This is a genomic window from Kitasatospora brasiliensis (genome assembly GCF_032654805.1).
Lineage (GTDB): Bacteria > Actinomycetota > Actinomycetes > Streptomycetales > Streptomycetaceae > Kitasatospora > Kitasatospora brasiliensis.
Genome location: NZ_JAUOOW010000008.1, coordinates 109,058 through 130,806, shown reverse-complemented (window position 1 = coordinate 130,806; position 21,749 = coordinate 109,058). Strand labels below are relative to the sequence as shown.

Annotated in this window: 21 protein-coding genes; 11 read left to right on the top strand and 10 right to left on the bottom strand. The window is 71.1% G+C overall.

Annotated features, from left to right (window positions below; genetic code table 11):
• The first annotated feature begins 105 nt into the window (after positions 1–105).
• From QWJ13_RS29210 to QWJ13_RS29195, 4 genes are all read left to right on the top strand, one after another.
• A complete protein-coding gene (locus tag QWJ13_RS29210; protein WP_316528217.1) occupies positions 106–1,431 on the top strand; it encodes an FAD-dependent oxidoreductase in 1,326 nt (441 codons plus the stop codon).
• Complete coding sequence (locus tag QWJ13_RS29205; protein ID WP_316528215.1) at positions 1,428–2,192, top strand: class I SAM-dependent methyltransferase; 765 nt, start codon at positions 1,428–1,430, stop codon at positions 2,190–2,192. Before QWJ13_RS29210 ends, QWJ13_RS29205 begins: the two co-directional genes overlap by 4 nt.
• Positions 2,193–3,176 carry a GNAT family N-acetyltransferase gene (locus tag QWJ13_RS29200; protein WP_316528213.1) on the top strand — a complete coding sequence of 328 codons (984 nt, stop codon included), beginning with the start codon at positions 2,193–2,195 and terminating at the stop codon, positions 3,174–3,176.
• 63 nt (positions 3,177–3,239) lie between these two features.
• The gene (locus QWJ13_RS29195) at positions 3,240–3,650 is read left to right on the top strand and encodes a DUF6924 domain-containing protein (protein ID WP_316528211.1); all 411 of its coding nucleotides are present in this window, start codon (positions 3,240–3,242) and stop codon (positions 3,648–3,650) included.
• Positions 3,651–3,756: 106 nt separating this feature from the next.
• Here QWJ13_RS29195 and QWJ13_RS29190 read toward each other — a convergent pair whose 3' ends face one another.
• A complete protein-coding gene (locus QWJ13_RS29190; RefSeq protein WP_316528209.1) occupies positions 3,757–4,107 on the bottom strand; it encodes a hypothetical protein in 351 nt (116 codons plus the stop codon).
• Between the two features lie 7 nt (positions 4,108–4,114).
• On the opposite strand from QWJ13_RS29190, the gene QWJ13_RS29185 reads away from it, so the two are divergent.
• The gene (locus QWJ13_RS29185) at positions 4,115–4,357 is read left to right on the top strand and encodes a hypothetical protein (protein ID WP_316528207.1); all 243 of its coding nucleotides are present in this window, start codon (positions 4,115–4,117) and stop codon (positions 4,355–4,357) included.
• Between the two features lie 160 nt (positions 4,358–4,517).
• The gene (locus QWJ13_RS29180) at positions 4,518–5,411 is read left to right on the top strand and encodes a hypothetical protein (protein WP_316528206.1); all 894 of its coding nucleotides are present in this window, start codon (positions 4,518–4,520) and stop codon (positions 5,409–5,411) included.
• A gap of 16 nt (positions 5,412–5,427) precedes the next feature.
• On the opposite strand, the gene QWJ13_RS29175 is transcribed toward QWJ13_RS29180, so the two are convergent.
• The 3 genes from QWJ13_RS29175 to QWJ13_RS29165 all read right to left on the bottom strand — a co-directional run bounded on the left by QWJ13_RS29175 (position 5,428) and on the right by QWJ13_RS29165 (position 8,083).
• A complete protein-coding gene (locus tag QWJ13_RS29175) occupies positions 5,428–6,162 on the bottom strand; it encodes an SDR family oxidoreductase (protein WP_316528205.1) in 735 nt (244 codons plus the stop codon).
• A 282-nt stretch (positions 6,163–6,444) separates the two neighbouring features.
• Entirely contained in the window at positions 6,445–7,389 is a 945-nt protein-coding gene (locus QWJ13_RS29170) for a hypothetical protein (RefSeq protein WP_316528204.1), read from the bottom strand.
• Positions 7,390–7,456: 67 nt separating this feature from the next.
• Complete coding sequence (locus QWJ13_RS29165) at positions 7,457–8,083, bottom strand: ATP-binding protein (protein ID WP_316528203.1); 627 nt, start codon at positions 8,081–8,083, stop codon at positions 7,457–7,459.
• 182 nt (positions 8,084–8,265) lie between these two features.
• On the opposite strand from QWJ13_RS29165, the gene QWJ13_RS29160 reads away from it, so the two are divergent.
• Together QWJ13_RS29160 and QWJ13_RS29155 are read left to right on the top strand one after the other, a co-directional pair.
• Entirely contained in the window at positions 8,266–9,660 is a 1,395-nt protein-coding gene (locus QWJ13_RS29160) for a tetratricopeptide repeat protein (RefSeq protein ID WP_316528201.1), read from the top strand.
• 33 nt (positions 9,661–9,693) lie between these two features.
• Positions 9,694–10,596, top strand: coding sequence for a phosphotransferase (locus tag QWJ13_RS29155; RefSeq protein ID WP_316528199.1), 903 nt, complete (start codon positions 9,694–9,696; stop codon positions 10,594–10,596).
• A 150-nt stretch (positions 10,597–10,746) separates the two neighbouring features.
• On the opposite strand, the gene QWJ13_RS29150 is transcribed toward QWJ13_RS29155, so the two are convergent.
• Together QWJ13_RS29150 and QWJ13_RS29145 are read right to left on the bottom strand one after the other, a co-directional pair.
• Entirely contained in the window at positions 10,747–11,757 is a 1,011-nt protein-coding gene (locus tag QWJ13_RS29150; protein WP_316528198.1) for a hypothetical protein, read from the bottom strand.
• Between the two features lie 810 nt (positions 11,758–12,567).
• Entirely contained in the window at positions 12,568–13,350 is a 783-nt protein-coding gene (locus QWJ13_RS29145; protein ID WP_316528196.1) for a hypothetical protein, read from the bottom strand.
• A 252-nt stretch (positions 13,351–13,602) separates the two neighbouring features.
• Here QWJ13_RS29145 and QWJ13_RS29140 point away from each other — a divergent pair, with 252 nt between their 5' ends.
• Positions 13,603–14,115, top strand: a complete 513-nt coding sequence (locus tag QWJ13_RS29140; RefSeq protein ID WP_316528195.1) for a SigE family RNA polymerase sigma factor — start codon at positions 13,603–13,605, stop codon at positions 14,113–14,115.
• Complete coding sequence (locus QWJ13_RS29135) at positions 14,108–14,989, top strand: hypothetical protein (protein WP_316528194.1); 882 nt, start codon at positions 14,108–14,110, stop codon at positions 14,987–14,989. Before QWJ13_RS29140 ends, QWJ13_RS29135 begins: the two co-directional genes overlap by 8 nt.
• Here QWJ13_RS29135 and QWJ13_RS29130 read toward each other — a convergent pair.
• The 3 genes from QWJ13_RS29130 to QWJ13_RS29120 form a co-directional block, all read right to left on the bottom strand.
• Positions 14,959–15,507 (bottom strand): PQQ-dependent sugar dehydrogenase, encoded by a 549-nt coding sequence (locus QWJ13_RS29130; RefSeq protein WP_316528192.1) that lies wholly within the window; start codon positions 15,505–15,507, stop codon positions 14,959–14,961. The genes QWJ13_RS29135 and QWJ13_RS29130 overlap by 31 nt on opposite strands.
• A 537-nt stretch (positions 15,508–16,044) precedes the next feature.
• The gene (locus QWJ13_RS29125) at positions 16,045–18,243 is read right to left on the bottom strand and encodes a M4 family metallopeptidase (protein ID WP_316528475.1); all 2,199 of its coding nucleotides are present in this window, start codon (positions 18,241–18,243) and stop codon (positions 16,045–16,047) included.
• Between the two features lie 375 nt (positions 18,244–18,618).
• Positions 18,619–19,194: a DUF4240 domain-containing protein gene (locus tag QWJ13_RS29120; protein ID WP_316528190.1), complete on the bottom strand. Its 576-nt coding sequence runs from the start codon at positions 19,192–19,194 to the stop codon at positions 18,619–18,621.
• 148 nt (positions 19,195–19,342) lie between these two features.
• Between QWJ13_RS29120 and QWJ13_RS29115 the strand changes: the two genes are divergently transcribed.
• Entirely contained in the window at positions 19,343–19,948 is a 606-nt protein-coding gene (locus QWJ13_RS29115; RefSeq protein WP_316528189.1) for a hypothetical protein, read from the top strand.
• A gap of 98 nt (positions 19,949–20,046) precedes the next feature.
• Here the strand turns inward: QWJ13_RS29115 and QWJ13_RS29110 are convergent, their stop codons facing one another.
• Positions 20,047–21,534, bottom strand: a complete 1,488-nt coding sequence (locus QWJ13_RS29110) for a purine-cytosine permease family protein (RefSeq protein WP_316528188.1) — start codon at positions 21,532–21,534, stop codon at positions 20,047–20,049.
• Positions 21,535–21,749 lie beyond the last annotated feature (215 nt).

The window sequence follows — 21,749 nt, the reverse complement described above, 5'->3', positions numbered from 1 at the left end:
TCCACTGAATTCCCTGGTTCCGGTCCGGAGCCGAATTCCCGGTTCCGGACCGGAACCGCGATATGCGAAATCGACACCGGCCCGTCAGAGCGCTCGGAGCAGCTGTTGCACATCGCGGTCGTAGGAGCGGGTATCGCCGGGCTCACCGTCGCCTGGCTGCTGGATTCCACCCACGAGCACGAGGTCACCGTGTTCGAGGCCGAGAACCGGATCGGCGGGCACGCCGAGAGCGTGAGCGTCCCCACGCCGCACGGGCCGGTGCACGTCGACCTCGGCGCCCAGTACGTGTCGCCCGCCGGCTTCCCCGTCCACGGCCGGCTGCTCACCGCCCTCGGCGTGGGAGCGGCCGACCTGGCCGACGCCCCGGTGTCGTTCACCATGACCGCCGCCGAGGGGCCGCTGACCGCCTTCCCGTCGCCCGCCTCCCCGCTGATCGTCTCCCCGCACCGGCCCGACGAACGCGAGGGCGGCCGGACGGCCGTCACCGGACCGGCCTGGGCCTCGCTGAACACCTTCCTGGGCGCGGCCGCCGACTTCGCCTCGGCCGACGGCGACTGGTCCACCCCCCTCGCCGAACTCCTCGACCCCCTGCCGGTGCCCGAGGAGCACAAGCGGCGGGTGATCCACCCGCTCATGGCGTCCATCTCCAGCTGCTCCGACAGCCAGGCCCCGGAACTCTCGGCCCGCGCCGCCACCGCCTTCTTCCTCGCACTCGCCCCGCCCGCGCCGGACCACGCCCCGCTCTGGGCCAACGCCACCCGCGGCCTCCAGGACGTCGCCACCCGCATCGCCGCCCAACTCAACCTCCGCCGCCCCCACCGCGCCCGCCTGCGGACGGGCTGCACCGTGACCGCCGTCCGCCGCGCGGGCGAAGGCTTCGAGCTCACCGACCGGACAGGGCGCACCCACGAGGCGGACCGGCTCGTCCTCGCCCTGCCCGCGCACGCGGCCGGGCCGCTGCTGGAGCCGGTGGCGGGCTGCGAGGAGATCCGCCGGGCCCTGGCCGCGTTCCCGTACACCCCCGTCACCGTCGCCATCCACCGCGACGCCCTCCACATGCCCGCCGACCGCGCCCACTGGTCGACGGTGAACCTGCACAGCCACGACGGCTGGACCGAGGCCTGCAACTGGTACGGCCCCGTCCTCGGCCCGCCCGGCTCCCGCGTCTTCAAGAGCTGGATCACCCACCGCGAACAGCCCGCCGACACCGTCGCCACCCGAGCCTTCCGCCACCTCGTCGTCACCACCGACGCCGTACGCGCCCGCGAGGTGCTGGCCCGCCACCAGGGCGACGGCGGGATCCACTTCGCCGGCAGCCACCTGACGTACATCGACAGCCAAGAGGCGGCCGTGCGTTCGGCGGTGACGGTGGCGAAGGCCCTCGGCGGCGACAGCCCGCGCCTGCGCGCCCTCACCCCAAGGAACCCATGACCAGCCCGTTCGACACCCTGCCGGTCACCTACGACGACTTCTCCGCCATCCCCTTCCGCACCCACCTGGAGACGCCCAGCGTGCTGCGCGCCCTCGGCGACCTCCGGGGCGCGAAGGCGCTGGACCTGGGCTGCGGCTCCGGCTTCTACACCCGCCTGCTCAGGCACCGCGGCGCCGCCCGGGTCACCGGGATCGACATCTCGACGGGGATGATCGCGCACGCCCGCGCCGAGGAGACGGCCCGCCCGCTGGGCGTCGACTACCTGCTCGGCGATGGCACCCTCCCCGACCACCTGGCGGGCACCTTCGACCTGGTGCTCGGGGTGTACGTCCTGCCCTACGCGACGACCCTCGCCGAACTGCGGCAGCTGTGCACCACCGCCGCCCGGGCCCTGCGCCCGGGCGGCCGCTTCGTGACGCTGCCGATGCACCCCGACGTCCGGGCCGGCACCATCTCGTACGCGCCGTACGGCTTCGAGCTGACGGCAGCCGGCCCGCCGGCCGACGCCTCACCCGTCCTCCTCCACCTCCGCTTCCCGGGCCACGCCCCCGAAGCCGTCACCGCCTACTACTGGAGCCGCGACACGCTCGAAGGCGCCCTGCGGGAAGCCGGATTCGCGCGCCCGCGGTGGACCGAGCTCACGGTGGCCGAGCCGGGCGTCGCGGCCCACGGCGAGGCGTACTGGCACGACTACCTCGCCCACCCGCACACGGTGATCGCCGACTGCCGCACGAGCCGGCCGACAGGGGCACCTGCGTAGATGCCCAGCGAGATCATGATCGAGACCGGCATCAACAGCGCTCCCCCGACCTGGGACGAGGCCGTGGCCACGGCCCCCGTCTTCTACCAGCGCTCGTTCCTCCGCGCCTTCGAGGACACCCCGCTGCACCCCGTCCTGCGCCACGCCTACCTGCACGCCCCGGGCATCGCCGTACCCGTCACCCTCCAGCACGGGGTGGACCCGATGCGCGTCCTGGCCGAGCACTTCCCGGCCGCGCGGCAACGCCCCGTCCTGCTCACCCACGTCTGGCACTGCTACGAGACCACCCTGCCCGGCACCGGCGCCGACACCGCGCCGGCCGCCGCCGTGGTCCGCGCCCTGCGCGAACTCGGCCGGCGGTGGGAGGCCGGCCACTTCGGCTTCGTCAACGTCCCTGCCGACAGCCCCACCGCCGCCGCCCTCGAACGCCTCGGCCTGACCGCGGTTCCCGCGGAGGCCGGACACGGGCTCGACATCAGCGGCTTCCGCCACCTGGACGACTACCTCGCCACCCTGCCCTCCAAGCCCCGGCGCAACCTCCGCCACGACCTGCGCCGCGCCGCCGACGCCGACGTCGTCACCGCGATCCTGCCCCCGGCCGAAGCCGACCTGGACGGCTTCGTCGACCTCGCCCGCCGCACCGCCGCCAAGTACGGCAACGCCGACTACTACCGCCCCGGCGTCTTCCAGACCTTCGTACGGCACCTCGACAGCGCCCGCGTCATCGAACTGCGGCGCGGCGGCCGGCTGATCGCCTCCGCCATCACCCTCCTCGACCGCCGGCGCTACCACTTCTGGTGCGTGGGCGTCGACTACGACGCGGCCCCCGGCTTCAGCCCCTTCTACACCGCCTTCGCCGAGGTCATGCGCGACGCCATCGCCTCCGGCCGCCCCCGCCTCGAACTCGGCCGCCGCAACCCCGACTTCAAACGCCGCTACGGCATGCGCTCCACACCCCTGTGCTCCTACCTCACCCGCACCTGACCGCCCCGGAGGCACCCGCTCCGAGACCGGAACGGTTCACCGGCTTGGCGGTATGGTCAGGGCGTGATCGAACTCCCGAGCAGCCCAGGCATGTTGACGGTGCGTACCGACTTCTCAAGCGCCGCCTCATGGGAGCGCCTTCGCGAGGCCCTGGCCACTCCGAACGCGGACGGCTTCCTGCCCGTTGTCGACCCCCTCGATGACCCCCGTTTTACGGGCCTGAGCTGCGATGAAGCGCTGAACCGGCTGCCGCACGACTACCAGCACCCGCTTCTCGCCCTGGCCGACAAGGTGACGCTGAGCTCGTTCGAACTGCCGCTCGCCGTCGTGGACCTGTGGGAAAGGCCAGGACGATCCATTCGGGTCGTCGCGGCCGAGCTATGGAGCATCGAGAACAACCTGTCGATCGCGAACATGGACTTCGACGAGTTCGCCCGTAGCGTCGACGAGGACGGGGTGTTCCGGGGCCACTGAAGCCGGAGGGCTCACACCGGCAGACCGTCGGACTGACCGACGGGCGTCCGGTCGCCGCTCTCGGTTCGGACGGGACCGGCCGCCCCGGCGCGCGGGTTCGGGGCCCTCACGCGCCGATGGCCCCCTTGTACCCGTCGGCCTGGTCGGGCGTCAGGAACTTGGACACGCGGATCAGCACGGTGCCGTGGACGAAGTCGTACTCCAGGGCCGCGGGCAGGGACTTGACGATGCCCTGGATGTACTTCGCGCGCGCTTTGGCGTCGGCCTCGGTGGCGAACACCTCCACCGCGCCACCGCGGGCCACCGAGTCGGCGTCCTCGCCCTCGACGTCGCCCTCCTTGACCCGCGAGTCGGTGAACGTGACCTTGGAGGTGTACTGGCCGGGCCTGCCGAGCAGGTGGTTCGGGTCGTCCTCCGCCGTCACGGTCCGGCCGAACCGCGCGTTCGGCATCGTCATGGCAACCATGGCGAACGTCGCCGATGCGCTGCTCGCCACCGAACCCGGCGCCACGGGCGTCGCGGAGGGGGAGGAAGCGGAAGGAGTTTGGATGCGCGTGGCACTGCTCGTCACGGCCGGGGTGCCGACCGGCGGCGTGCCGCTGCCGGAACCCGAGCTGGAACAGGCGGCCAACGTGCTCGTCAGACCGACGGCGAGCAGGGTGAGGACGGTGCGGCGCATGGGTTCCCTCGGGACGTGGTGCGGGTGATGGGGACGACCGTAGCGGTACGCACCGTGAGACGCGGATGATGTGATGCTTCTGTGACCGGCCCGGGAGTTTCCCCCCACGCTCAGGACTGCCGAGGCGTCCTTCCCCACCGACGGCGCGGTGCGCTAAGCCTGTCCCATCCGACGGAGGAGACGCCCTGATGACCACGGCCGGAAACGAGCACACACCGGGCACGCCCACGCACATGACCCGCTTCGACGCCATCTACGACCGACCGGACCCTCGGTCCTACTTCGAGGTTCTGGGGCCGCTGGAGTACCAGACGCCCCATCACGCCCAGAGCGTCTTCCGCGCCCTCCTGCCGCTGGTCGGCCTTCCCGAAGAAGCGCCCGGCGGCCGGGACGGCGGCGAGCCGCGGGCCACCGTCCTGGACATCTGCTGCTCGTACGGCATCAACGCGGCCCTGCTCAACCACCACGTCACGCTGGACGAGCTGTACAAGCGCTACACCTCACCGCGGGTGACCCGCCTGACGACCGCCGAGCTGATCGCGTCGGACCGCGCGTACTACGCGGCGCGCCGTCGTCCGGACGCCGTACCCGTCATCGGCCTCGACATCGCCGCGCCGGCCGTCGCCTACGGTCAGGCCGTCGGCCTGCTCGACACGGGGTTCGTCGAGAACCTGGAGACCGCCCCGCCCAGCCCGCAGTTGTACCGGGCCACCCGCGGCACCCGCCTGATCACCGTGACCGGCGGGTCGAGCTTCCTGTCCGCCCGCACCTTCCGCCCGCTGCTGAAGGGCCGGCGGGAGCTGCCGTGGCTGGCTGCCTTCGTCCTGCGCACGGGCTCCTACCAGGGCATCGCCGACGAGCTGGCCTCCCTGGGCCTGACCACGGAGAAGGACACCTCCCGCACCTACCGACAGCGGCGCTTCACCGACCCCGAGGAGCAGAGGTACGCCCTCGCCGCGGTGTCCGCGGCCGGCGACGACCCCCGCGGCACGGAGACCGACGGCTACTTCCACACGGCGCTGCACCTGACCCGGCCCGCCGCGCAGGCCGCCGCCCGTCCGCTGCGCGCCCTGCTGGGGTAGCCGGGTCAGGAGCAGGTCAGGCCTGCTCGAAGTGGAAGGACTTGATGAAGCAGTCGCGGGGCTGCCCCACGGCGAAGAGCACGCACTCCGACAGCGACTGGGAGGTCAGCGTCGAGTCGGCGGTGCGCGGCGCGGACTCCCAGTCGTCGGACAGCGGATCGGCGTTGTCGAAGTCCGGCGGGTACAGGGCGATGACCCGCACGCCCCGGCCGCGCAGCCGCTCGGACAGGATGTCGGAGAAGCCCGCCTGGGCGTGCTTGGCGGCGTAGAAGGCGTCGTGGGCGCTGGAGCGGCTGTACCCGTGGGCGCCGCAGCTGGAGACCATGGTGACGATGTCGGGGCGCTCGGAGGCGAGCAGCAGCGGCAGCAGGTTCTTGGTGACCAGGACGGTGCCGATGGCGCCGGCGGCGATGGTGTCGACCACGTCCTCGTCGGAGGCGGAGAGCAGGTCGGCGCCCTCCAGCCAGCGGGCCCCGTTGTTGACCAGGACGTCGACCCGGTCGGTCGCCCCGGCCACCTCGGCGGCGAACTCGCGGATCGAGGCGGGATCGGCGAGGTCGCAGGCGAAAGGGTGGACCGGATCGTGGCCGAGGGCGCGGATCTCGTCCCGCACCTTCCGCGCCCCGGCGAGCGTCCGGGCGCCGAGGAACACCTCCGCGCCTTCCTGCGCGAAGCGGATGGCGAGCGTGCGGCCGAAGTCGCGCGAGGCGCCGGTGATGACGACGCGGTGGCCGTCGAAGCGGTTGCTCACAGTCTGTCCAAGGGGTCGTGGCCGGGGATCGTGGCACCGCCGGCGGGACGAACAGGGCGCCGCCGGAGGGCTCTTGGGGCCGAGGGCACCGGCCGGTCTCCGTACGCCCCCCACGCCAGGGGCATCCTGGACGGTGGCTGCCGCACCAGGGGTGCCGGACGTGCCACCGCTACCCCGCCCCGGGCCCCGACGGATCCGGTCACCGCCGGAGCCCGCGGCGTGCGGAGAGAGGGTGCAGTGCGGGTTGCCCCTGAGCGGGGAGGCGAGCCCGGCGCCCGGTCGTCATCTCGGCCTCCAGTTCCATGGAGCGGGGTGGGCACCGCGCAGGCACGCGACCTGACGGGCGGCCAGTCGGCGGGCCCCGGCGTCGAAGCGGGCCCGCCGGACCGTGTCCATCACCGCGGTGAGCACCACGACGTCGCGCACGGTCCGGTAGCCGGACCAGGCACCGATGTAGGGGTGCCCCGGGAGCCGCTCCTCGCACTGGTAGGAGAGGTAGGTGTCGGCGTACGTCCGGTGGTCCTCGCGCGGCGCGGTGAGCAGCTCGGAGCGCCAGCGGGCGGCCACCAGGTCCCACTCCCGGTGGCCGCGTCGAAGCGGGCGGCGCGGCAGGAGCCCGACATGGACGCCGTCGTCGTGGACGGGCGCCATGCCGGGGCCGCCGAGGATGACGGCGTCGGGCGTCGGCCAGTCAAGGAAGTCCCACTCCTCGCGGAGCTGGGCGGTGTGCTCGCGCAGGAAGGCACGGTCCGCCTCGTCCAGACCGTCCGGGTCGTCGTCCAGCTCGGCGAACGGATCGTGCTCCCGGAGCCACGGGGCCGCCGCGGGGTCGATGCGGTGGATGAGCGCGGTCACCCACGCGGACAGGGACGTGTCCGCGCTCGGCTTCCCGCACGGCTGCCAGAACGTCACCGCCCGCCCCTCGGCGCACCGGTGGACGTCGCTGCACCGGGGAGAGACCACGGCGACATGGTGCCGGCGCAGGAGTCGCGCGCTCTCCAGCAGGGCCCGGCCCTCCTCCGGCTCGGAGTGCACGATCGCGAGGACGCGCGAGGCCGGCAGCGACCACAGGTGGTTCGGGCAGTCACTGACCAGCTCGGCCCGCCCGGCCTTGTCCGCAGTGGCCGCGCAGACCTCCGTCAGCGCCTCGTAGGAGGCGGCGACGTCCAGCTTGCGGTCAGGGGTCGCGGTCTTGAGCAGCATGGTGGTTCGTGGTCCGACGCTCACGGCGCAGTCCTCGGGTCGAAGTGGACGGATGGACGGATGGACGGATGGACGGGAACGGGGGGATCATCTACGGGACAGTGCCTTCCCCGTGCTGTTGAGCCGGCCAGTGCAGCCTGTCCGCGCTCCTTCGTACGGGCCCGGAGGTGACCAGGGACTGCACGACGGCTTCCGGCTGCACTTCCGCCTTGGCGGCGGTGGCCTGGCCGAAAGCCTCCGGCGCGACATCGAGTTCGAACCACACGGACCAGCCGGTCGGCCGTCCTCGGGGGTCGAGACGCTGGTGCCATCCGATGTGGTCCGCGTAGCCGGCCACGACCACCAGTCCGCGGCCGCACGTCGCATCCAGGTCGTCGACGCTGCTGTTCATCGCCGGCTCGACCACGCTCGGGTCCGTCACGGTGATCCGCAAACGGCCGCGCTCCCGGTCGACGTCGCCCTCGATCAACAGCTCGGCTTCACTTCCCGCACGTTCACCGACGACGTGCTTGATCGCGTTGTCGACGAACTCCGAGGAACACACGCGCAGCGCGTACGCCCTGGACTCGTCGAGGACGATGCCGGCTCTCGCGACCTCCTCGGACAGCAGGTTGCGGACGGCACCGAGAGAGGCGGTTGTGACCTTGGCGCTGAACTCCAGGACACGATGCATGACTGTTCCTCCGGACCGTCGGCAGGGGTGGCGAGCGGTGGTCATCGCGTGTCCACCGAGACTCGCCGTGTCAGGGGTCACAAGGCAACCGGAAGAAGTTGCTGCTCTGATTCGAACTCACTGGTTTGACGCGCGCAGCACGGCAAACCAGTAATGAGTTGCTGCTTTTGACCATCAATCAGCAGCTTTGGACGGCTAGGCTGCCGATCAGCAAGAGGAGGTGGGACGTGGGTCACACGCCGTCCTGCGCAGCGCGCACCAGGGCCATCGCCAAGGCAAAGGGCTGGACGACCGACATGACGGTCGCGGTGATCGTCGAGTGCTGCGACGTCACGCTCCTCCGCGCTCACCGCCTCGCCCAGGGGTGGACGCGAGCTCGTGCCGTCAGCGAACTGATCGCCCTGTGCGATGAGCTGGCGCTTGATCGCCCGAGCCTGGACGCGGAGCAACTGGGTGCGTGGGAGCGAAACGCTCGGATGCCGCGGGCTCAGACCATCGACCTGTTGTGCCGCCTCTACCGAACCGACGCGCAAGGGCTGGGGCTCGCCGGCGGCTACCGGGCAGGCACTTCCGTGGCCGTGTTCACGCACTCTGCCAAACCCGGTCTTCCCGTGGTGGCCGAGCATGCGGCTGTCCCCACCCTGCTGGACGTGGGCGACCAGCTCGACGCTGCCGCACGTTCCCGCCGGCGCGCCATCGAACGCACATTGGCCAGCACGACGCTCACCACCGGCGAGCTTGAGTCCCTGGACGGAAAGCTCCTCACGCTGCGACGGGACTACGTGTCCGACCCCCCGATGATGATGCTGGCACGGCTGCTGACAGCCCTGGAGGAGGTCCGGCAGTACTCGGAGGAACGACAGCCGGCGGTCGTTCAGGTACGGCTGTCCGAGATGATCGCCGTACTGTCCACTCTGACTGCGGACGCCCTGATGAAGCTGGGGCGCAAGGAGCAGGCTCGGGACTGGTACGGGACCGCGAAGTCGGCCGCCGATGACAGCGGTAACCGCGAGCTACGCACACGGGTACGGGTACAAGCAGCGATGCTGCCGTTCTATTACGGGCCGCTGGCGGAGGCGGCAGCCCTCACCCACGAGGCCGTGCTCCTCAATCGCGGACGGCCGTCCGTGACAGGAGCGTTCGCCGCCGCTGCGGAGGCCCGGGTCAAGGCCCGTCAACGGGACGAAGAAGGCGCCCGCGCGGCGATCGCACAAGCCTGCGAGCTGTTCGAACGCAGCCGGCAGACAGGCCAAGAGGACGACGCCTGGGCGTTCCCCTACCGGCGGCTCCAGCTCTACCTGTCGGGCGCCTACACCGCCCTCGGCGACACGGCGCAGGCCGGCCGGGCCCAGGAAGAAGCACTGCGCCTCTACCCCGACCACACCGGCATCGACCCCGCATTGCTGCGCCTGGAACAGGCCATGTGCATGGTTCGGCAGCGGAGCGTATCCGAGGCCTGCCAACTGGCCCGGGCCACCTACCTGGCGGTGCCCGAGGACCACCGCACTCAGATCCTCGGCGCCCGCGCGGCGGACATCATCAAGATAACGCCGAAGGAAGTGCGGCCTCGCGCAGCCCGAGAACTCGGCGAACTTCTGGCCCTGCCAACCAGCGGAACGTGACAGATGCCTCCCACGCCCGTCAGCCTGGCGGATATGAGTGCTCCAGTTCTCCGGATCGGCGGGTTCGCCGAATCCGAGGTTGTCACAGTCCTCACCGCTGCCTGCGACCAGGTCGGGCTCGACCCGGCCGACGCCGTGATGCTGCGCGGCCACACCAACGCCGTCTACACGCTGCCGGCCGCCGGGGCGGTCGCCAAGATTGCGAGGGCGGGCACGCCCTTGGCCAGCGTCCGCCGTACCGTCCGGCTCGTACGGTGGCTCACCGACAAGAACTTCCCGACCGTCGAGCTGCTGCCGGTGCGGCAACCGGTTGTGGTCGGTGGGCACGCCGTGACGTTCTGGCGCCATCTGCCCCAACCTGACCGCCCCGTTCCAGCGGCGCACCTCGCCGTTCCCCTCCGCACCCTTCACCAACTTCCACCTCCGCCCTTCGAGGTCCGCCCCGTCGACACCGCCGGGGCCATCAGGCGGTCGATCACCGACATCACCGCGTTGCCGCCGGAAGACATCGCCTGCCTCGAACAGCGGTTGGCCGACCTGGAAGACGCTCTTCCCCACGTGCGGTACGTCCTGCCGCCGGGGCTGTTGCAGGGCGACCCGCAGCACCGGAACGCCCTCCACCACGGAGATGCCGCGGTCCTGTGCGACTGGGACACCGCCTGCTTCGGGCAGCCCGAGCTCGACCTCGTGACCGTCGAGATCCACTGCCGTCGCTTCGGCTACGGCTCGGCCCACTATCAGGAGTTCGCGGACCGGTACGGTTTCGACGTGACCTCGTGGACGGGATACCCCGTACTGTCCGAGCTCCGCGAACTTCGGATGATCACCACGAACGCCAAGCGGGCCTCACCCGGAAGTCCGACGCTCGTGGAGGTACGACGCCGCATCCAGGGGCTTCGGTCCGGCCACGGCCGGCTCGGGTGGAACATCCTCTGAATCGGTGAGGTGAATGCAGAGCGCCGCGCCTTCGACGAGCTCCGCCGCGTCTTCCGATCGCTCGCGACCTGGGCCCGGTGGCCCCGGCCGGGCCTGTTCACGGTGAGCGGTCACCCGGCCGGGAAGCCGAAGTCGGCGCCTCCGGCTGCGTCAGTGGCTGCTTTCCGCGGCGATGAAGGTGTACGCGCCGAGCTCCAGGAACAGGAAGTCCGCGAGTTCGGGCACGTCGGTGAGGGGGACGGCGAGTCGCCGTTCGAGCGCTCCGGCGTTGGTGTTCACCACCTTGTAGGCGCGCAGCACGATCCGGGCGTCGCACGGGAGCGGCTGGTCGAACTGGACCACGACCGTGACCGTGCCGGAGTAGTTGGCGGGCAGGGTGACCGCGCGCGAGTACCCCTCGTCGGTGCCGGGCGCGTAGATCGGCGCCGTCACGCTGAACGGGGCCTGCTGGTCGGTGTTGGAGAAGGTCGCGGTGCCCGAGGGCAGGTCGGTGCCGGAGATCCCGAAGACGATCCGCTCCGGGGTGTTGTCGAGGTTGCTGATGGCCAGGCTGGACAGGACGTACCGGGTCTGCCGGCACGGGATGACATCGATGTTGCGCCAGCCGACGTTGGGGTTGTACCGGACCCAGTTCAGGTAGTCGGCGAGCGAGCCGAACGTGGGCAGCGTCGCGGACATGGGGTGGGCGGGCGTGTCCACGGTGGTGATCGTGCAGTAGTGACCCGGCGGATTCTGGCTCGGCCAGAGGAAGGCGGACCTGCTGACGCAGATCTGTCCGGGAGGGATCTCCCTGGAGCCGCCCCGGACGGCGAACGGCACGACGGTGCCGCCGCCCTCGGCGGTGAGCGGCGTCCACGCCCGCGGGTCCAGGAGCAGTCCTCCGGGGGCGTAGTAGAGCCTGACGTTGCCGGAGGAGGGGCACCCGGTCCTGAGGTTCTTCCCCCGGACGTAGATGCGGTTGAGCTGCCCTTGCACGATGGGGTGGCTCAGTCCGAGGTCGGGGCCGTTGTAGCTGGACTCCAGCAGGTCGAAGCCCAGGATGTCGCTGCCGAAGGGGATGATGTCCGGGGACTCCCAGACGGGGTCGGCGGTCGGGGTCTGTCCCGCGTCCTGGAAGTTGTCCCGGACCAGGATGTCGTCCCAGCTGGCGGCGGTGTTCATGGTTCCTCCCGAGTGGATGGTGCGGCGCCGGACGGCGGGCGGGCGGGCCCGGTTACGTCGCAGGCGGCCTTCGCGAACCGCTGGACCTCCGGCTTCCGCAGGGGCGCCCGGGGGCGAAGGTCCGTGCTCTTCGGGGCGGTTCCCGGAGGTCGTCGGGGACGGTGTCAGTCCCCGGGAAGGCGTCCTTCGGACCGTCGCCGGAGGCGGCCGTCCTCATCGGCGGCCGTCATCGAGGTCGCCGGCTGTGTCGGTGAGTCGGTCCTGTCGCATCGGGACGGCGAGTACGCCCGTTCCGGACGTGGCGGTGAAGTGGCGGTGAAGGCGCCGAAAGCGAATCACCCACCTGATGTGGGTTCGCGGGGAAACATCCCGATACAGGAAATGTATCGAGTACGGACCACTGTGCCCTATAGGCCGGAAGAGTGAACGTGCGGCAGGTCCCGCTGCCGTCGGCCGGGTAAGCGGGAGTCCGGACACCAGCGGGGTGGCCGGCTCGGACTCCCGAGCAGTGGCTCGCGGTCGCCCGGGATGTTCCGGAGACGGTCGATCACGCTGACCAGCGGCTTCTGGCCGACGATTCGACAGCGAGGTCCTCAGCTGACGCAGCATCGCCCGGCGCCGTCGTGACCACCGGCGCCGGGCCCGGCTGGGACCTGCGCTCGCCGACGTCCTGGGAGGTCGGCGGCCCCTGCCGGCGCCAGCGCCTCAGGGGCCGCGCGGGGTGGCAGCTGAGGCGATGGTGGCGAGGTGGGGTGGTGGAGCGGATCCACTCGTGATGACCGCTCCACCACCGCGTGCCTGGAGTAGTGCCTACTGACGGGCGCCCTTGATGTTGGGCTGCGTCTTCTGGTTGTAGATCTCCTTGCCGTCCGCGTTGTAGGCGTGGACGTAGGAGACCGGCGGGGAGGCCTTCTCGTTGTGGCCGGTGGAGATGGCCGCGGTGTGGACGAACGCGCCGCCCGCCATGACGGCCGGGTACTGGGTCGGGTTGTCGCCGTAGCTGATGGTGATCTTGGCGACGTCGGGGGTGTAGTGCCCGGCGTCCAGCGAGAGGAACTGGCCGGCACCGGCCGGCGCGCTGAAGCTGTCGAAGAACGAGACCCGGTGGCCGACGCCCCACAGGCGGTCGTTGATGAACGTCGCCGGGGAGGACATGCTGGTGCCCTTGTTGCCCTTCGACTCGCACTGCACGTACTGCTTGGCGGAGTTGACGGCGAGGACCACGCCGTCGGTGTCCGACGAGGCGACGGGAGCGCGGACCGCGATCACCGGGTGGAACTGCGAGGCCTCGGAGCCCAGGCAGGAGGCCAGGATCTCGGCGGTGGTCCCGGCGTCGATCGGGGTCGTCGCCGTGCTGGTGACGGTGAAAGCGGCCGGGGTGGCAGGCGCGGGGGCAGCGGCCGAGCCGCTGCCGGAGACCACCGAGGAGCCGGCCGTGGCGGCGGGCGCACCGGAGGGCTTGCCGTGGGCGACGGGGGCGGGCGTGGCGGTGGGCGTGGGGGTGCCGGTGGCGGCGGTGGCCATTCCCCCTGCGGTCGCGATGGCCGCGGCGGTGGCGGTGGCGGCGATGAACATGATCGGGCGGATACGCATGGATCCGTGTCCTTTCGGTGCGGGCTTCCGGTTGATGCCGGCACCCCTGTACGCCTGCCGACGCCGGGCAGGTCGCGCCTCGCACACGTGATCCAGGTCATAGGCCGTCGGTGCAACCCGGGGACGTCGCTCGTGCGTACAGGGCGGGAGGCTCCACCCAGGGCGTACGGCTGAACCGCCGCGACCGAGGGGTGCTTCCTCGCGCTCGCCCGTGCCGCGAGCTGACGGACAGTCCCGGAAGAGAGGCCCTTGATGACGCCACAGGAGTTCGACGCGTTCTACGCGGCGTCCTTCTCCCGCCTGACCGGGCAGCTCTACGCGCTGACCGGCAACTGGTCCGAGGCGCAGGACGTGGTCCAGGAGGCCTTCATCCGCGCGTGGGACCGAAGGCGCGCCTTCGACTCGGGCGACGCTCCGGAGGCATGGATCCGGATCACGGCCCGACGGCTGGCCCACTCCCGCTGGCGGCGTCTCGCCCGGGGCCTGCACCTGGCCGGACGTCACCACCTCCAGGAACCACCCACCGTCGAGCCACCCACCGAGGAGCACCTGATGCTGGTCACCGCGCTCCGCGACCTGCCCGAGGCACAGCGAGGCGCCCTGGTCCTGCACCACATGTGCGACCTGTCCATCGAGCAGGTCGCGGCCGAGACCGGCGCCAGCGTCAGCGCCGTCAAGAGCCGCCTCGCCCGCGGCCGGGCCGCGCTCGCGGCCAGACTCGCCGACCAGACCCCGACCAGCGAGGAAGGAAAGCTCCGTGTCTGACCCCACCCACGACACCATCGGCGACCGGCTGCGGCTGCTCGGCACGCAGATGCCCGCACCGGCCCTGCCCGCCGCGGAGATCCGCCGACGCGCCGACCGGCGCCGCCACCGCCGGCACGCCCTGGGCGCGGCCGCGGCCTGCGCCGCGGCGGCCCTGGGCCTGGTTCTCCCGTCCGTACTGCACTCGGCGGGACCACAGCACTCGGCGGGGACACAGCTCTCGCCGGGACCACAGCACTCATCGGGACCCCAGCACTCGCCGGAACCCCAGCAGGGAGCAGCCACCCCGGACGCCCCCTCCGTGCCGGTTTCCCCCCGCCCCCCGGCCGCTTTCACCGTCACCAGCACGGCGACGACCCCGATCGACGCCGGGACCACCGCCGAGATCCTGGCCTCCTGCCTGGGCTCCGAGGCGTCGCAGTTCCACCCGGTGATCGCGGTCCGCGCTCCCGTCGCCTCGTCGAACACCGACGGCGTGGTCCTCGCCGTCAACTCCGCCAAGCAGTACGTGCAGTGCGAGGCGAAGGACCGCAAGGGCACCAGCGCGGCCTCCCCCGCGACGTTCATCAACGACCGCCTGTGGGGCACCGGCCACCTGATCGAGTTCTTCGACAGCTTCAGCGCGCCGGCCGGTGCCGGCCAGTTCCTCTCGCTGGACGCCGGGCACTACACCCCCGACGTCGCCAGGGTCACCGTCAGCTACGGCGACGACCCGACCCAGTACCCGGCCGTCATGGCGGGCGGCGCGTTCGTCCACACCGCGGCCGTCTCCACCGGCCACAACGGGAGCTCCCTCCCCCCGGTCTCCTACGTCCACGCCTATGACGCGGACGGCAAGGAGATCTACAACCAGAAGACGCAGCCCACGAGCTGAGAACCGCTCAGCGCCTCGGAGAGCTGACCGTCCTTCGAGGTGTAGCGGACGATCTTCGTGGCCGAGTCGCTGCCGTTCTTGTAGGTGTAGGCGAGGTAGACGAAGTCACTGTCCTTGCCCTTGCCGAAGTCCGGGTGCAGTGCGAAGCCCAGCACGCCGTCCTGCCCGTCCGGGCTGCTGTGGAAGGCCTTCCCCGTGAGGTCGAGGGCGGTGGTCTTGGCACCGCTCTGCGGGTCGACCCGGGTGACCTTGAGCCCGGACTTCTCGCTGACCCAGAGCCGGCCGTCGGGGCCGTAGGTGATCTCGTACGGGTCTCCCAGCCCGTCCGTCACCACCTTCGCCTGCGTCTGCGGTGTCTGCGGTGTCTGCGTGCCCTGGGACTGCACGGGCTCGGCGGTGACGACACCGGCCTGCGGCGCGGCGGTGCTGCCGCCGGACGCCGTTCCACCGTTGCCGGAGCACGACGTGATCAGCGCGGCGGCGGGGATCAGAGCCAGTGCGACCGGGAGCTTTCTCATGGTGCCTCCCACTCGTCGCGGCGACGAGTGTCATGGTTTCCGAATTGACCGGATTCGGCGACGCCGCACCGGGCCGGCCACGCGGGGGGCGGCTGCCGGGCGAACGGGTCATCGCCTTCGACGGCGGGAGCGCCGTCGTCGGCGGACGGCCGTCCGGCGTCCCGCCCTCACCGTAGGTCCGCCCCTTCGGGTCCGCACCCCTCGTTGGCCCGGTCGCGTGACACGGACGGCGGGGCCGTGCGCCCGCACGCCCCTCGGCGCACCGAGCGACGCCGAACGCCGTTCACGGCCGCGATCCCATACCTCTCGCACCTCTCGCTCCTGAAGGAACGACACCATGCGCATCCCGCCCCTGATCCAGGCCTCCGCGATAGCCCACCCGCGGCCCTCCCGCTGGCCTCCCGCTGGCCTCCCCCCAGTGGTCGCCCGCCTCGACCTCGCCCAAGGCCGACAGCCCGACCGTAAGCCGGCGGCTTACGGTCGGGCTGTCGGCGGCCGGCGGGGTGCGCCGGCGCGATCAGCTGGGTGCGGGCCCGGTCAGAAGATGAGCTTCCAGCCGTCGAGGTGGCCCGAGTCGCTGCGGTACATGTCCTGCATCCGGAGCCGCCAGGTGCCGTTGGCGAGCTGGGTGGAGGCGTCGACCGTGTAGGTCTCGATGATGTTGTCGGCGGAGTCGCCGACGTTGCTCTTCTTCAGCGAGTACACCTTGCCGTCGGGGCCGACCAGGTCGAGGACCACGTCACCACGCCAGGTGTGCTTGATGTCCACGCTCACCTTGAGGTCGCTCGGCGCCTGGCCGGGGATCCGGTCGACGACGATGTCCGAGAAGACCGCCGGGCCCCCGTCCGGGATGGGCATGGGGGTGGTGTTGGTGAAGATGCCCGGGGAGACCTTCCAGGTGAAGGTCGTGTCGACCCTGCTGTTGTGGGAGGCCTTCGCGGTGACGGTGACCGTGTAGGTGCCGGCGACGGTCGGGGTGCCGGTGATCTTGCCGGAGACCGGGTGGAGCTTGACGCCCTCGGGGAGGCCGGTCGCGTGGTAGGTGACGGCGCCGGGGTTGAAGTTGGCGGCCTTGACCTGGAGCTCGGCGGGGGCGCCGACCTCGGTGATCTGGCCGGCGACGGGGTCCAGCAGGAGGCCGTCGACGACGCGCGGGCCGACGTTGATGGCCGCCCAGGCGTTGGCGGTGTTCATGTAGGTCGCGCTGCTCTGCCCGTACAGGTCGGCCGCGGCGTGGAGGGTGGCGGTGCGGGCGGCCGCGTAGTTGGTCGACGAGGTCATGTAGGTGGTGAGCGCCCGGTACCAGATCTTGGCGGCGGCGTCCCGGCCGATGCCGGTGACCGGCAGGCCGTCCGAGGTCGGGGAGTCGTAGGTCACGCCGTTGACGGTCTTGGTGCCGCTGCCCTCGGAGGCCAGGTAGAACCAGTGGTTGGCCGGGCCGGAGGAGTAGTGCACGTCGACGGAGCCCAGGTCGGCCGACCAGTAGTCCCGTGACTTGCCGTCCTTGCTCGGCTTGTCCATGTAGCGCAGCGGGGTGCCGTTGCCCCTGATGTCGATCTTCTCGCCGACCAGGTAGTCGCCCTGGTCCTCGGGGTTGTTCGCCCAGAACTCGATGGCGGCGGCCATGATGTCGGAGGTGGCCTCGTTGAGGCCGCCGGACTCGCCGCTGTAGACGAGGTTCGCGGTGGCGGAGGTGACGCCGTGGGTCATCTCGTGGGCGCCGACGTCGATGGAGGTCAGCGGCTTGACGTTGCCGTCGCCGTCGCCGTAGGTCATGCAGAAGCAGCTGTCGGACCAGAACGCGTTGACGTAGTTCTTGCCGTAGTGGACCCGGGTGTAGGCGCCGACGCCGTCGTCCTTGATGCCGTTGCGGCCGTGGACGTTCTTGTAGTAGTCCCAGGTGAGTTGGGCGCCGTAGGCGGCGTCCACGGCGGCGGTCTGCCGGTTGGCGACGGTGCCGTCGCCCCAGGTGTCGGTCGGGTTGGTGAACAGCGACTTGGTGCCGGTGGTGCCGTTCAGGTCGTAGGTGCTGTGGCCGCCGCGGGTGGTGTCGGTCATCGCGAAGCCGCTGCCGGTCGCCGTGGTGCCGATGGTGACCTGGCCGGAGTACTTGCTGTTGCCGATGCCGGTCTCGATGCCCTGGTATTCGAAGATCTTCTTGCCGGAGTTCGCGTCGGTGACGACGTGCAGCTCGGACGGCGTGCCGTCCTCCTGCGTGCCCGTGACGACCGTCTCCCAGGCGAGGCGCGGGGTGCCGGACGCCGCCCAGACGATCTTGCGGGCGTTGTCGGCCGCCGGCTCCGCGACCTTCGCGTCCCCGGCGCTCTCCATAGCGAGGCCCTTCGCCGCCTCGGCGCTCTCCTTGGCGCTGGTGTCGACCGCGATGCTCGCCTCGGTGGCCTTGGTGACGCCCTTGGTGGAGCCGTCCGCGGCGGTGTGGACGACCAGGTCGCCGCCGAGCACCGGCAGTCCGTCGAAGGTCCGCTCGTAGCGGGTGTGCAGGGTGCCGTCGGCGTCCTTGATCACGCCCTTGACGACCAGCGCCTCCTTCGAGTCCAGGTTCAGCGACCTGGTCGTCTCCGCCAGTGACGCGTCCGCGGAGGCCAGCAACTCGCCGCGCTGCTCCGGCGACAGCTGCACCGGCAGCGCGCCGGCGATCGCCTGGACCTCGGCGGGGGCCTCGGTGGGGGTCTCGTCGGCGATCGCGACACCGGACGTCAGAGCGGCCACGACCATCGCGGCGCTGGCTATCAACGCGCCGACGGCGGTGGTCTTTCGGGAGGATCGAGTCACGCTGAACTCCTTCTGCGGCGGCCGTGTGGGTACGGCCGGAGTCAGCCGGGCGGCCGAGGGTGGTGCCGCCCGGTAGAGCTGGTGGTTCGAGTGGGGGAACGTCTCCACGTGATCGCCGCATCGGGTGGTGCTCGTGCGACTGCAAGGCTCTGCGGCGATGGGACGGTACAGTGCCAGCTTTGTTGAGAACGCGTCACCCGTACGGCAACAAGTTGGCCGAAATGCTTCGCCGTCGACGTAATGCCGAGGTAATGCGCCGTCAGCGGATGGGCAATGCAGGCGAAAAACAGACGTGTAAGGCCGCGACCGCCGTTTCTCCTAGTTCGCGTACAGCGCCGCCAGGCGCGGCAGGCGCCGGTTCAGCTCGTCGGTGTCGTCGAAGTCGAAGTTCCAGTCGGGATCGAGCGGAGAGTCCAGCGGCGCGTCCAGCGGCACGTCCAGCGGCGGGTCCTGGACGGTGCGGGCGGCGACGTCGGGGAGGTCCTGGCCGGTGGCCGTCCGGTGGGCGTGCCAGACGATGGCCAGGGCCTCCTCGCACTCGATGTCGATCCCGTCGGCGGCGAACGCCCGTACGGCCGGGAGGGCGGCGAGCCGGTCCGGGTCGGCGATGACGCTCTCGAAGGTCGCCCGGCCCTGGGTGATCAGCCAGCCGCGGAAGTAGTCGAAGCCGTCGTCGGAGCAGCCGCCGTTGATCAGGTAGGCGGCGCCCCAGAGCGGGGCCCGGCGGGAGTCGGCCAGCAGTTTCCAGATGGTCTGCTCGGTCGCGATGATCTCCTCGACCGGCCGGAGCGCGAGCAGGGCGGCGGCCCGGCGCGCGACGTCGCCGCCGTCGTCCGGGGCCGGCACCTGCGAGCGGGCTTCGTCGATCAGCTGCCAGAACTGCGGGGTGTCCATGATCGCCGAGCGTGTCACCGGGGTCCGACAGGACGGTCGAACAGAGAGTCCCCGAAGGCCGGTCTTTCGGCGTTCCGCTGACACGCGGGTGCCCGCTGCGGGATCGTCGGTTCCCGTACATCGGTGGGCCGGGCCGTGGAGGGGTGCCGTGGGTGAGTGGGAGACGTGGACGACGGACGAGTTCGGGGCGTCGCACGAGGGCTCGGTCGGGGTGCTCCTGGCCGACGGGACCGTTCCGGAGCCCGCGTACCTGATGCTGACGGAGCACGGCGCCGGACGGACCACCAGGCTCTGGCACGCCTACGACGGCAGCTCCGGGCTGCGCCCGCGGGCGCACGCGCTGCGCGCCGTGTGCTCCTGCGGCTGGTCGGGGCCCGCGTACCCGCTCGACTGGGACTCGATCGGCGAGCGGAGGCTCGGCGAGGCGGCCCTCGACGTGGCGGAGACCTGCGAGCAGGAGTGGGACGGGCACACCGTGGAGGTGGAGAAGGCCGCCGTGGCCCTGCCGGAGGAGCTCGCCGAGCTGCTGGGCCGGCTGGCGGACGGGATCGAGGAGCTGGTGAAGGACTCCCCGCTGGCGGCGCTGCGGGCCGCCCGGCTGCTGGAGGTGACGGCGGAGCGGACGGCGTACTGGGCCGCCCACGACGCCCGGCGCGACCTGAGCCTCGCGGACACCGCCACCGGGCTCTGCCTGAGCGAGGACGGCGCCCGTGAGCTGCTGGCCCGCTTCGGCCGCTGGAGCCCGTACAGCTGAGGTCCACGGAGGTCCGCCCGAAAACCGGACCGCCCGGTCGCCGGCTCGGATGAGCGGGCGACCGGGCGGTCCGGGGGCGTACGGAGTGCGGCGAGCGGTCAGGCGGTGACCCGCTCCGCCTCACGCTCAGCGGGACGATCGGTGCCGGAGGTCTTCTCCCGGGGCGTCGGCAGCACGGCCATGATCACGGCGGAGATCACGATGGTCGCCGCCCAGGCGAGCCCGTACCGGCCGACGAAGGTGTCGGAGAACGGGCCGGCGAACCAGTCGCACTTGGTGAAGGCGAGGCCCATCAGCAGCGCGAGCACCCAGGAGACCATCGCCTGCCAGCAGAAGCCGCCGACGTACCAGTACCGGCTGTTCTTGCCGGTGTCCATCAGCGCGGCGGCGTCGTAGCGCACCGCACGCGACCGGCGGCGGAACATGTCCACCGCGTAGACGCCGATCCAGGCCGAGAAGGAGACGGCGAGCAGGATCAGGAAGGTGATGAAGGAGCCCAGGAAGCTCTTGGCGACCAGCATCAGCAGCAGGCCGCCGACCAGCGAGATCACGGCGTTGATGCTGACGGCCATGGCGCGCGGCAGCTTCACGCCCATGGTCTGCGCGGTGAAGCCGGCCGAGTACATGGAGAGGCTGTTGATCAGCAGCATGCCGACGATCGCGGTCAGCAGGTAGGGCACGGCCAGCCAGGTCGGCAGCAGGTCGCCGAGGAAGGAGACCGGGTCCGCGGCGTCCGCGAGGCCGGGCGAGGCCACCGCCATCACGGCGCCCATCAGCACCATCGGCACCATCACCAGGCCGGCGCCGGAGACCGTCACGCCGACGATCTTGCGGCCGGAGGCGGCGTGCGGCAGGTAGCGGGTGAAGTCCGGGCCGGTGGGGACCCAGCTGATGCCGCCGGCCGCGATGGTCCCGATGCCGGCGATCATCATCGCGGTGGTGCCCGCGGGCTTGGCGAAGACCTCGCTCCAGTGGATGGTCGCGATCAGGTAGCCCAGCACCAGGATGCTGAAGACGCCGAACAGGTATGTCGACCAGGTGTTGCAGACGTTCAGCGCCTTGCGGCCCAGGCCGGAGACCAGGAACGTGCAGGCGACGAAGGAGAACAGCGTGACGACGATCAGCGCGGTGTTGCTCTTGACCCCGAACAGCAGGTCGAGGACGGTCAGCACGGCGTAGGCGCCGGTGACGGCGTTGATCGTCTCCCAGCCGAACCGGGCGACCCAGAGGATCGCACCGGGGAAGAGGTTGCCGCGCACCCCGAAGGTGGCCCGGGAGAGCGTCGCCCCCGGGGCTCCGCCCCACTTCCCGGAGACCGACACGATGCCGACCATGCCGAACGAGACGAGCGCGGCGCACGCGGCGACGATCAGGACCTGCCAGAAGTTCAGCTTGTTGAACACCACCAGGGCCGCGCCCATGGTGAGCAGCAGCACACTGATGTTCGCCGCGACCCAGGTCGGGAAGAGCTCGCGGACTCTGCCCCGGCGCTCGTGGTCGGGGACGGGTTCGATACCGCGTGTCTCTATCGCGCCGCCGGTGTCGACCGCGCCACCGACGTCGGCGGCGGTGGACGGATTGTCCATGAAGGGGCTCCGTGCGTGTGAAGCGGAGGTGAATCGGGCAAAATGGAACATTTATGGAACTCTTCGCGCGTAGCGCGCGAGTTCCCCATCCTACTTTGTCCGCTTTGGGTTTCGGCCTATCGCTTGCACTGCAAACCGGTCTCTGGACACGACTGGTTTGTCATGCAAACCTTTCGCGGGCCAGGGCGACCACCGACCCGGCAGCCTGCCGCCGG

What these genes read in the sequence shown, in the direction of transcription:
- QWJ13_RS29205 (WP_316528215.1), top strand. Translation starts at nt 1,428, where the DNA reads ATGACCAGCCCGTTCGACACCCTGCCGGTCACCTACGACGACTTCTCC.
- QWJ13_RS29200 (WP_316528213.1), top strand. Translation starts at nt 2,193, where the DNA reads ATGCCCAGCGAGATCATGATCGAGACCGGCATCAACAGCGCTCCCCCG.
- QWJ13_RS29190 (WP_316528209.1), bottom strand. Translation starts at nt 4,107, where the DNA reads ATGACGATGCCGAACGCGCGGTTCGGCCGGACCGTGACGGCGGAGGAC.
- QWJ13_RS29185 (WP_316528207.1), top strand. Translation starts at nt 4,115, where the DNA reads ATGGCGAACGTCGCCGATGCGCTGCTCGCCACCGAACCCGGCGCCACG.
- QWJ13_RS29180 (WP_316528206.1), top strand. Translation starts at nt 4,518, where the DNA reads ATGACCACGGCCGGAAACGAGCACACACCGGGCACGCCCACGCACATG.
- QWJ13_RS29165 (WP_316528203.1), bottom strand. Translation starts at nt 8,083, where the DNA reads ATGACCACCGCTCGCCACCCCTGCCGACGGTCCGGAGGAACAGTCATG.
- QWJ13_RS29155 (WP_316528199.1), top strand. Translation starts at nt 9,694, where the DNA reads ATGAGTGCTCCAGTTCTCCGGATCGGCGGGTTCGCCGAATCCGAGGTT.
- QWJ13_RS29150 (WP_316528198.1), bottom strand. Translation starts at nt 11,757, where the DNA reads ATGAACACCGCCGCCAGCTGGGACGACATCCTGGTCCGGGACAACTTC.
- QWJ13_RS29145 (WP_316528196.1), bottom strand. Translation starts at nt 13,350, where the DNA reads ATGCGTATCCGCCCGATCATGTTCATCGCCGCCACCGCCACCGCCGCG.
- QWJ13_RS29140 (WP_316528195.1), top strand. Translation starts at nt 13,603, where the DNA reads ATGACGCCACAGGAGTTCGACGCGTTCTACGCGGCGTCCTTCTCCCGC.
- QWJ13_RS29130 (WP_316528192.1), bottom strand. Translation starts at nt 15,507, where the DNA reads ATGAGAAAGCTCCCGGTCGCACTGGCTCTGATCCCCGCCGCCGCGCTG.
- QWJ13_RS29125 (WP_316528475.1), bottom strand. Translation starts at nt 18,243, where the DNA reads ATGGTCGTGGCCGCTCTGACGTCCGGTGTCGCGATCGCCGACGAGACC.
- QWJ13_RS29120 (WP_316528190.1), bottom strand. Translation starts at nt 19,194, where the DNA reads ATGGACACCCCGCAGTTCTGGCAGCTGATCGACGAAGCCCGCTCGCAG.
- QWJ13_RS29110 (WP_316528188.1), bottom strand. Translation starts at nt 21,534, where the DNA reads ATGGACAATCCGTCCACCGCCGCCGACGTCGGTGGCGCGGTCGACACC.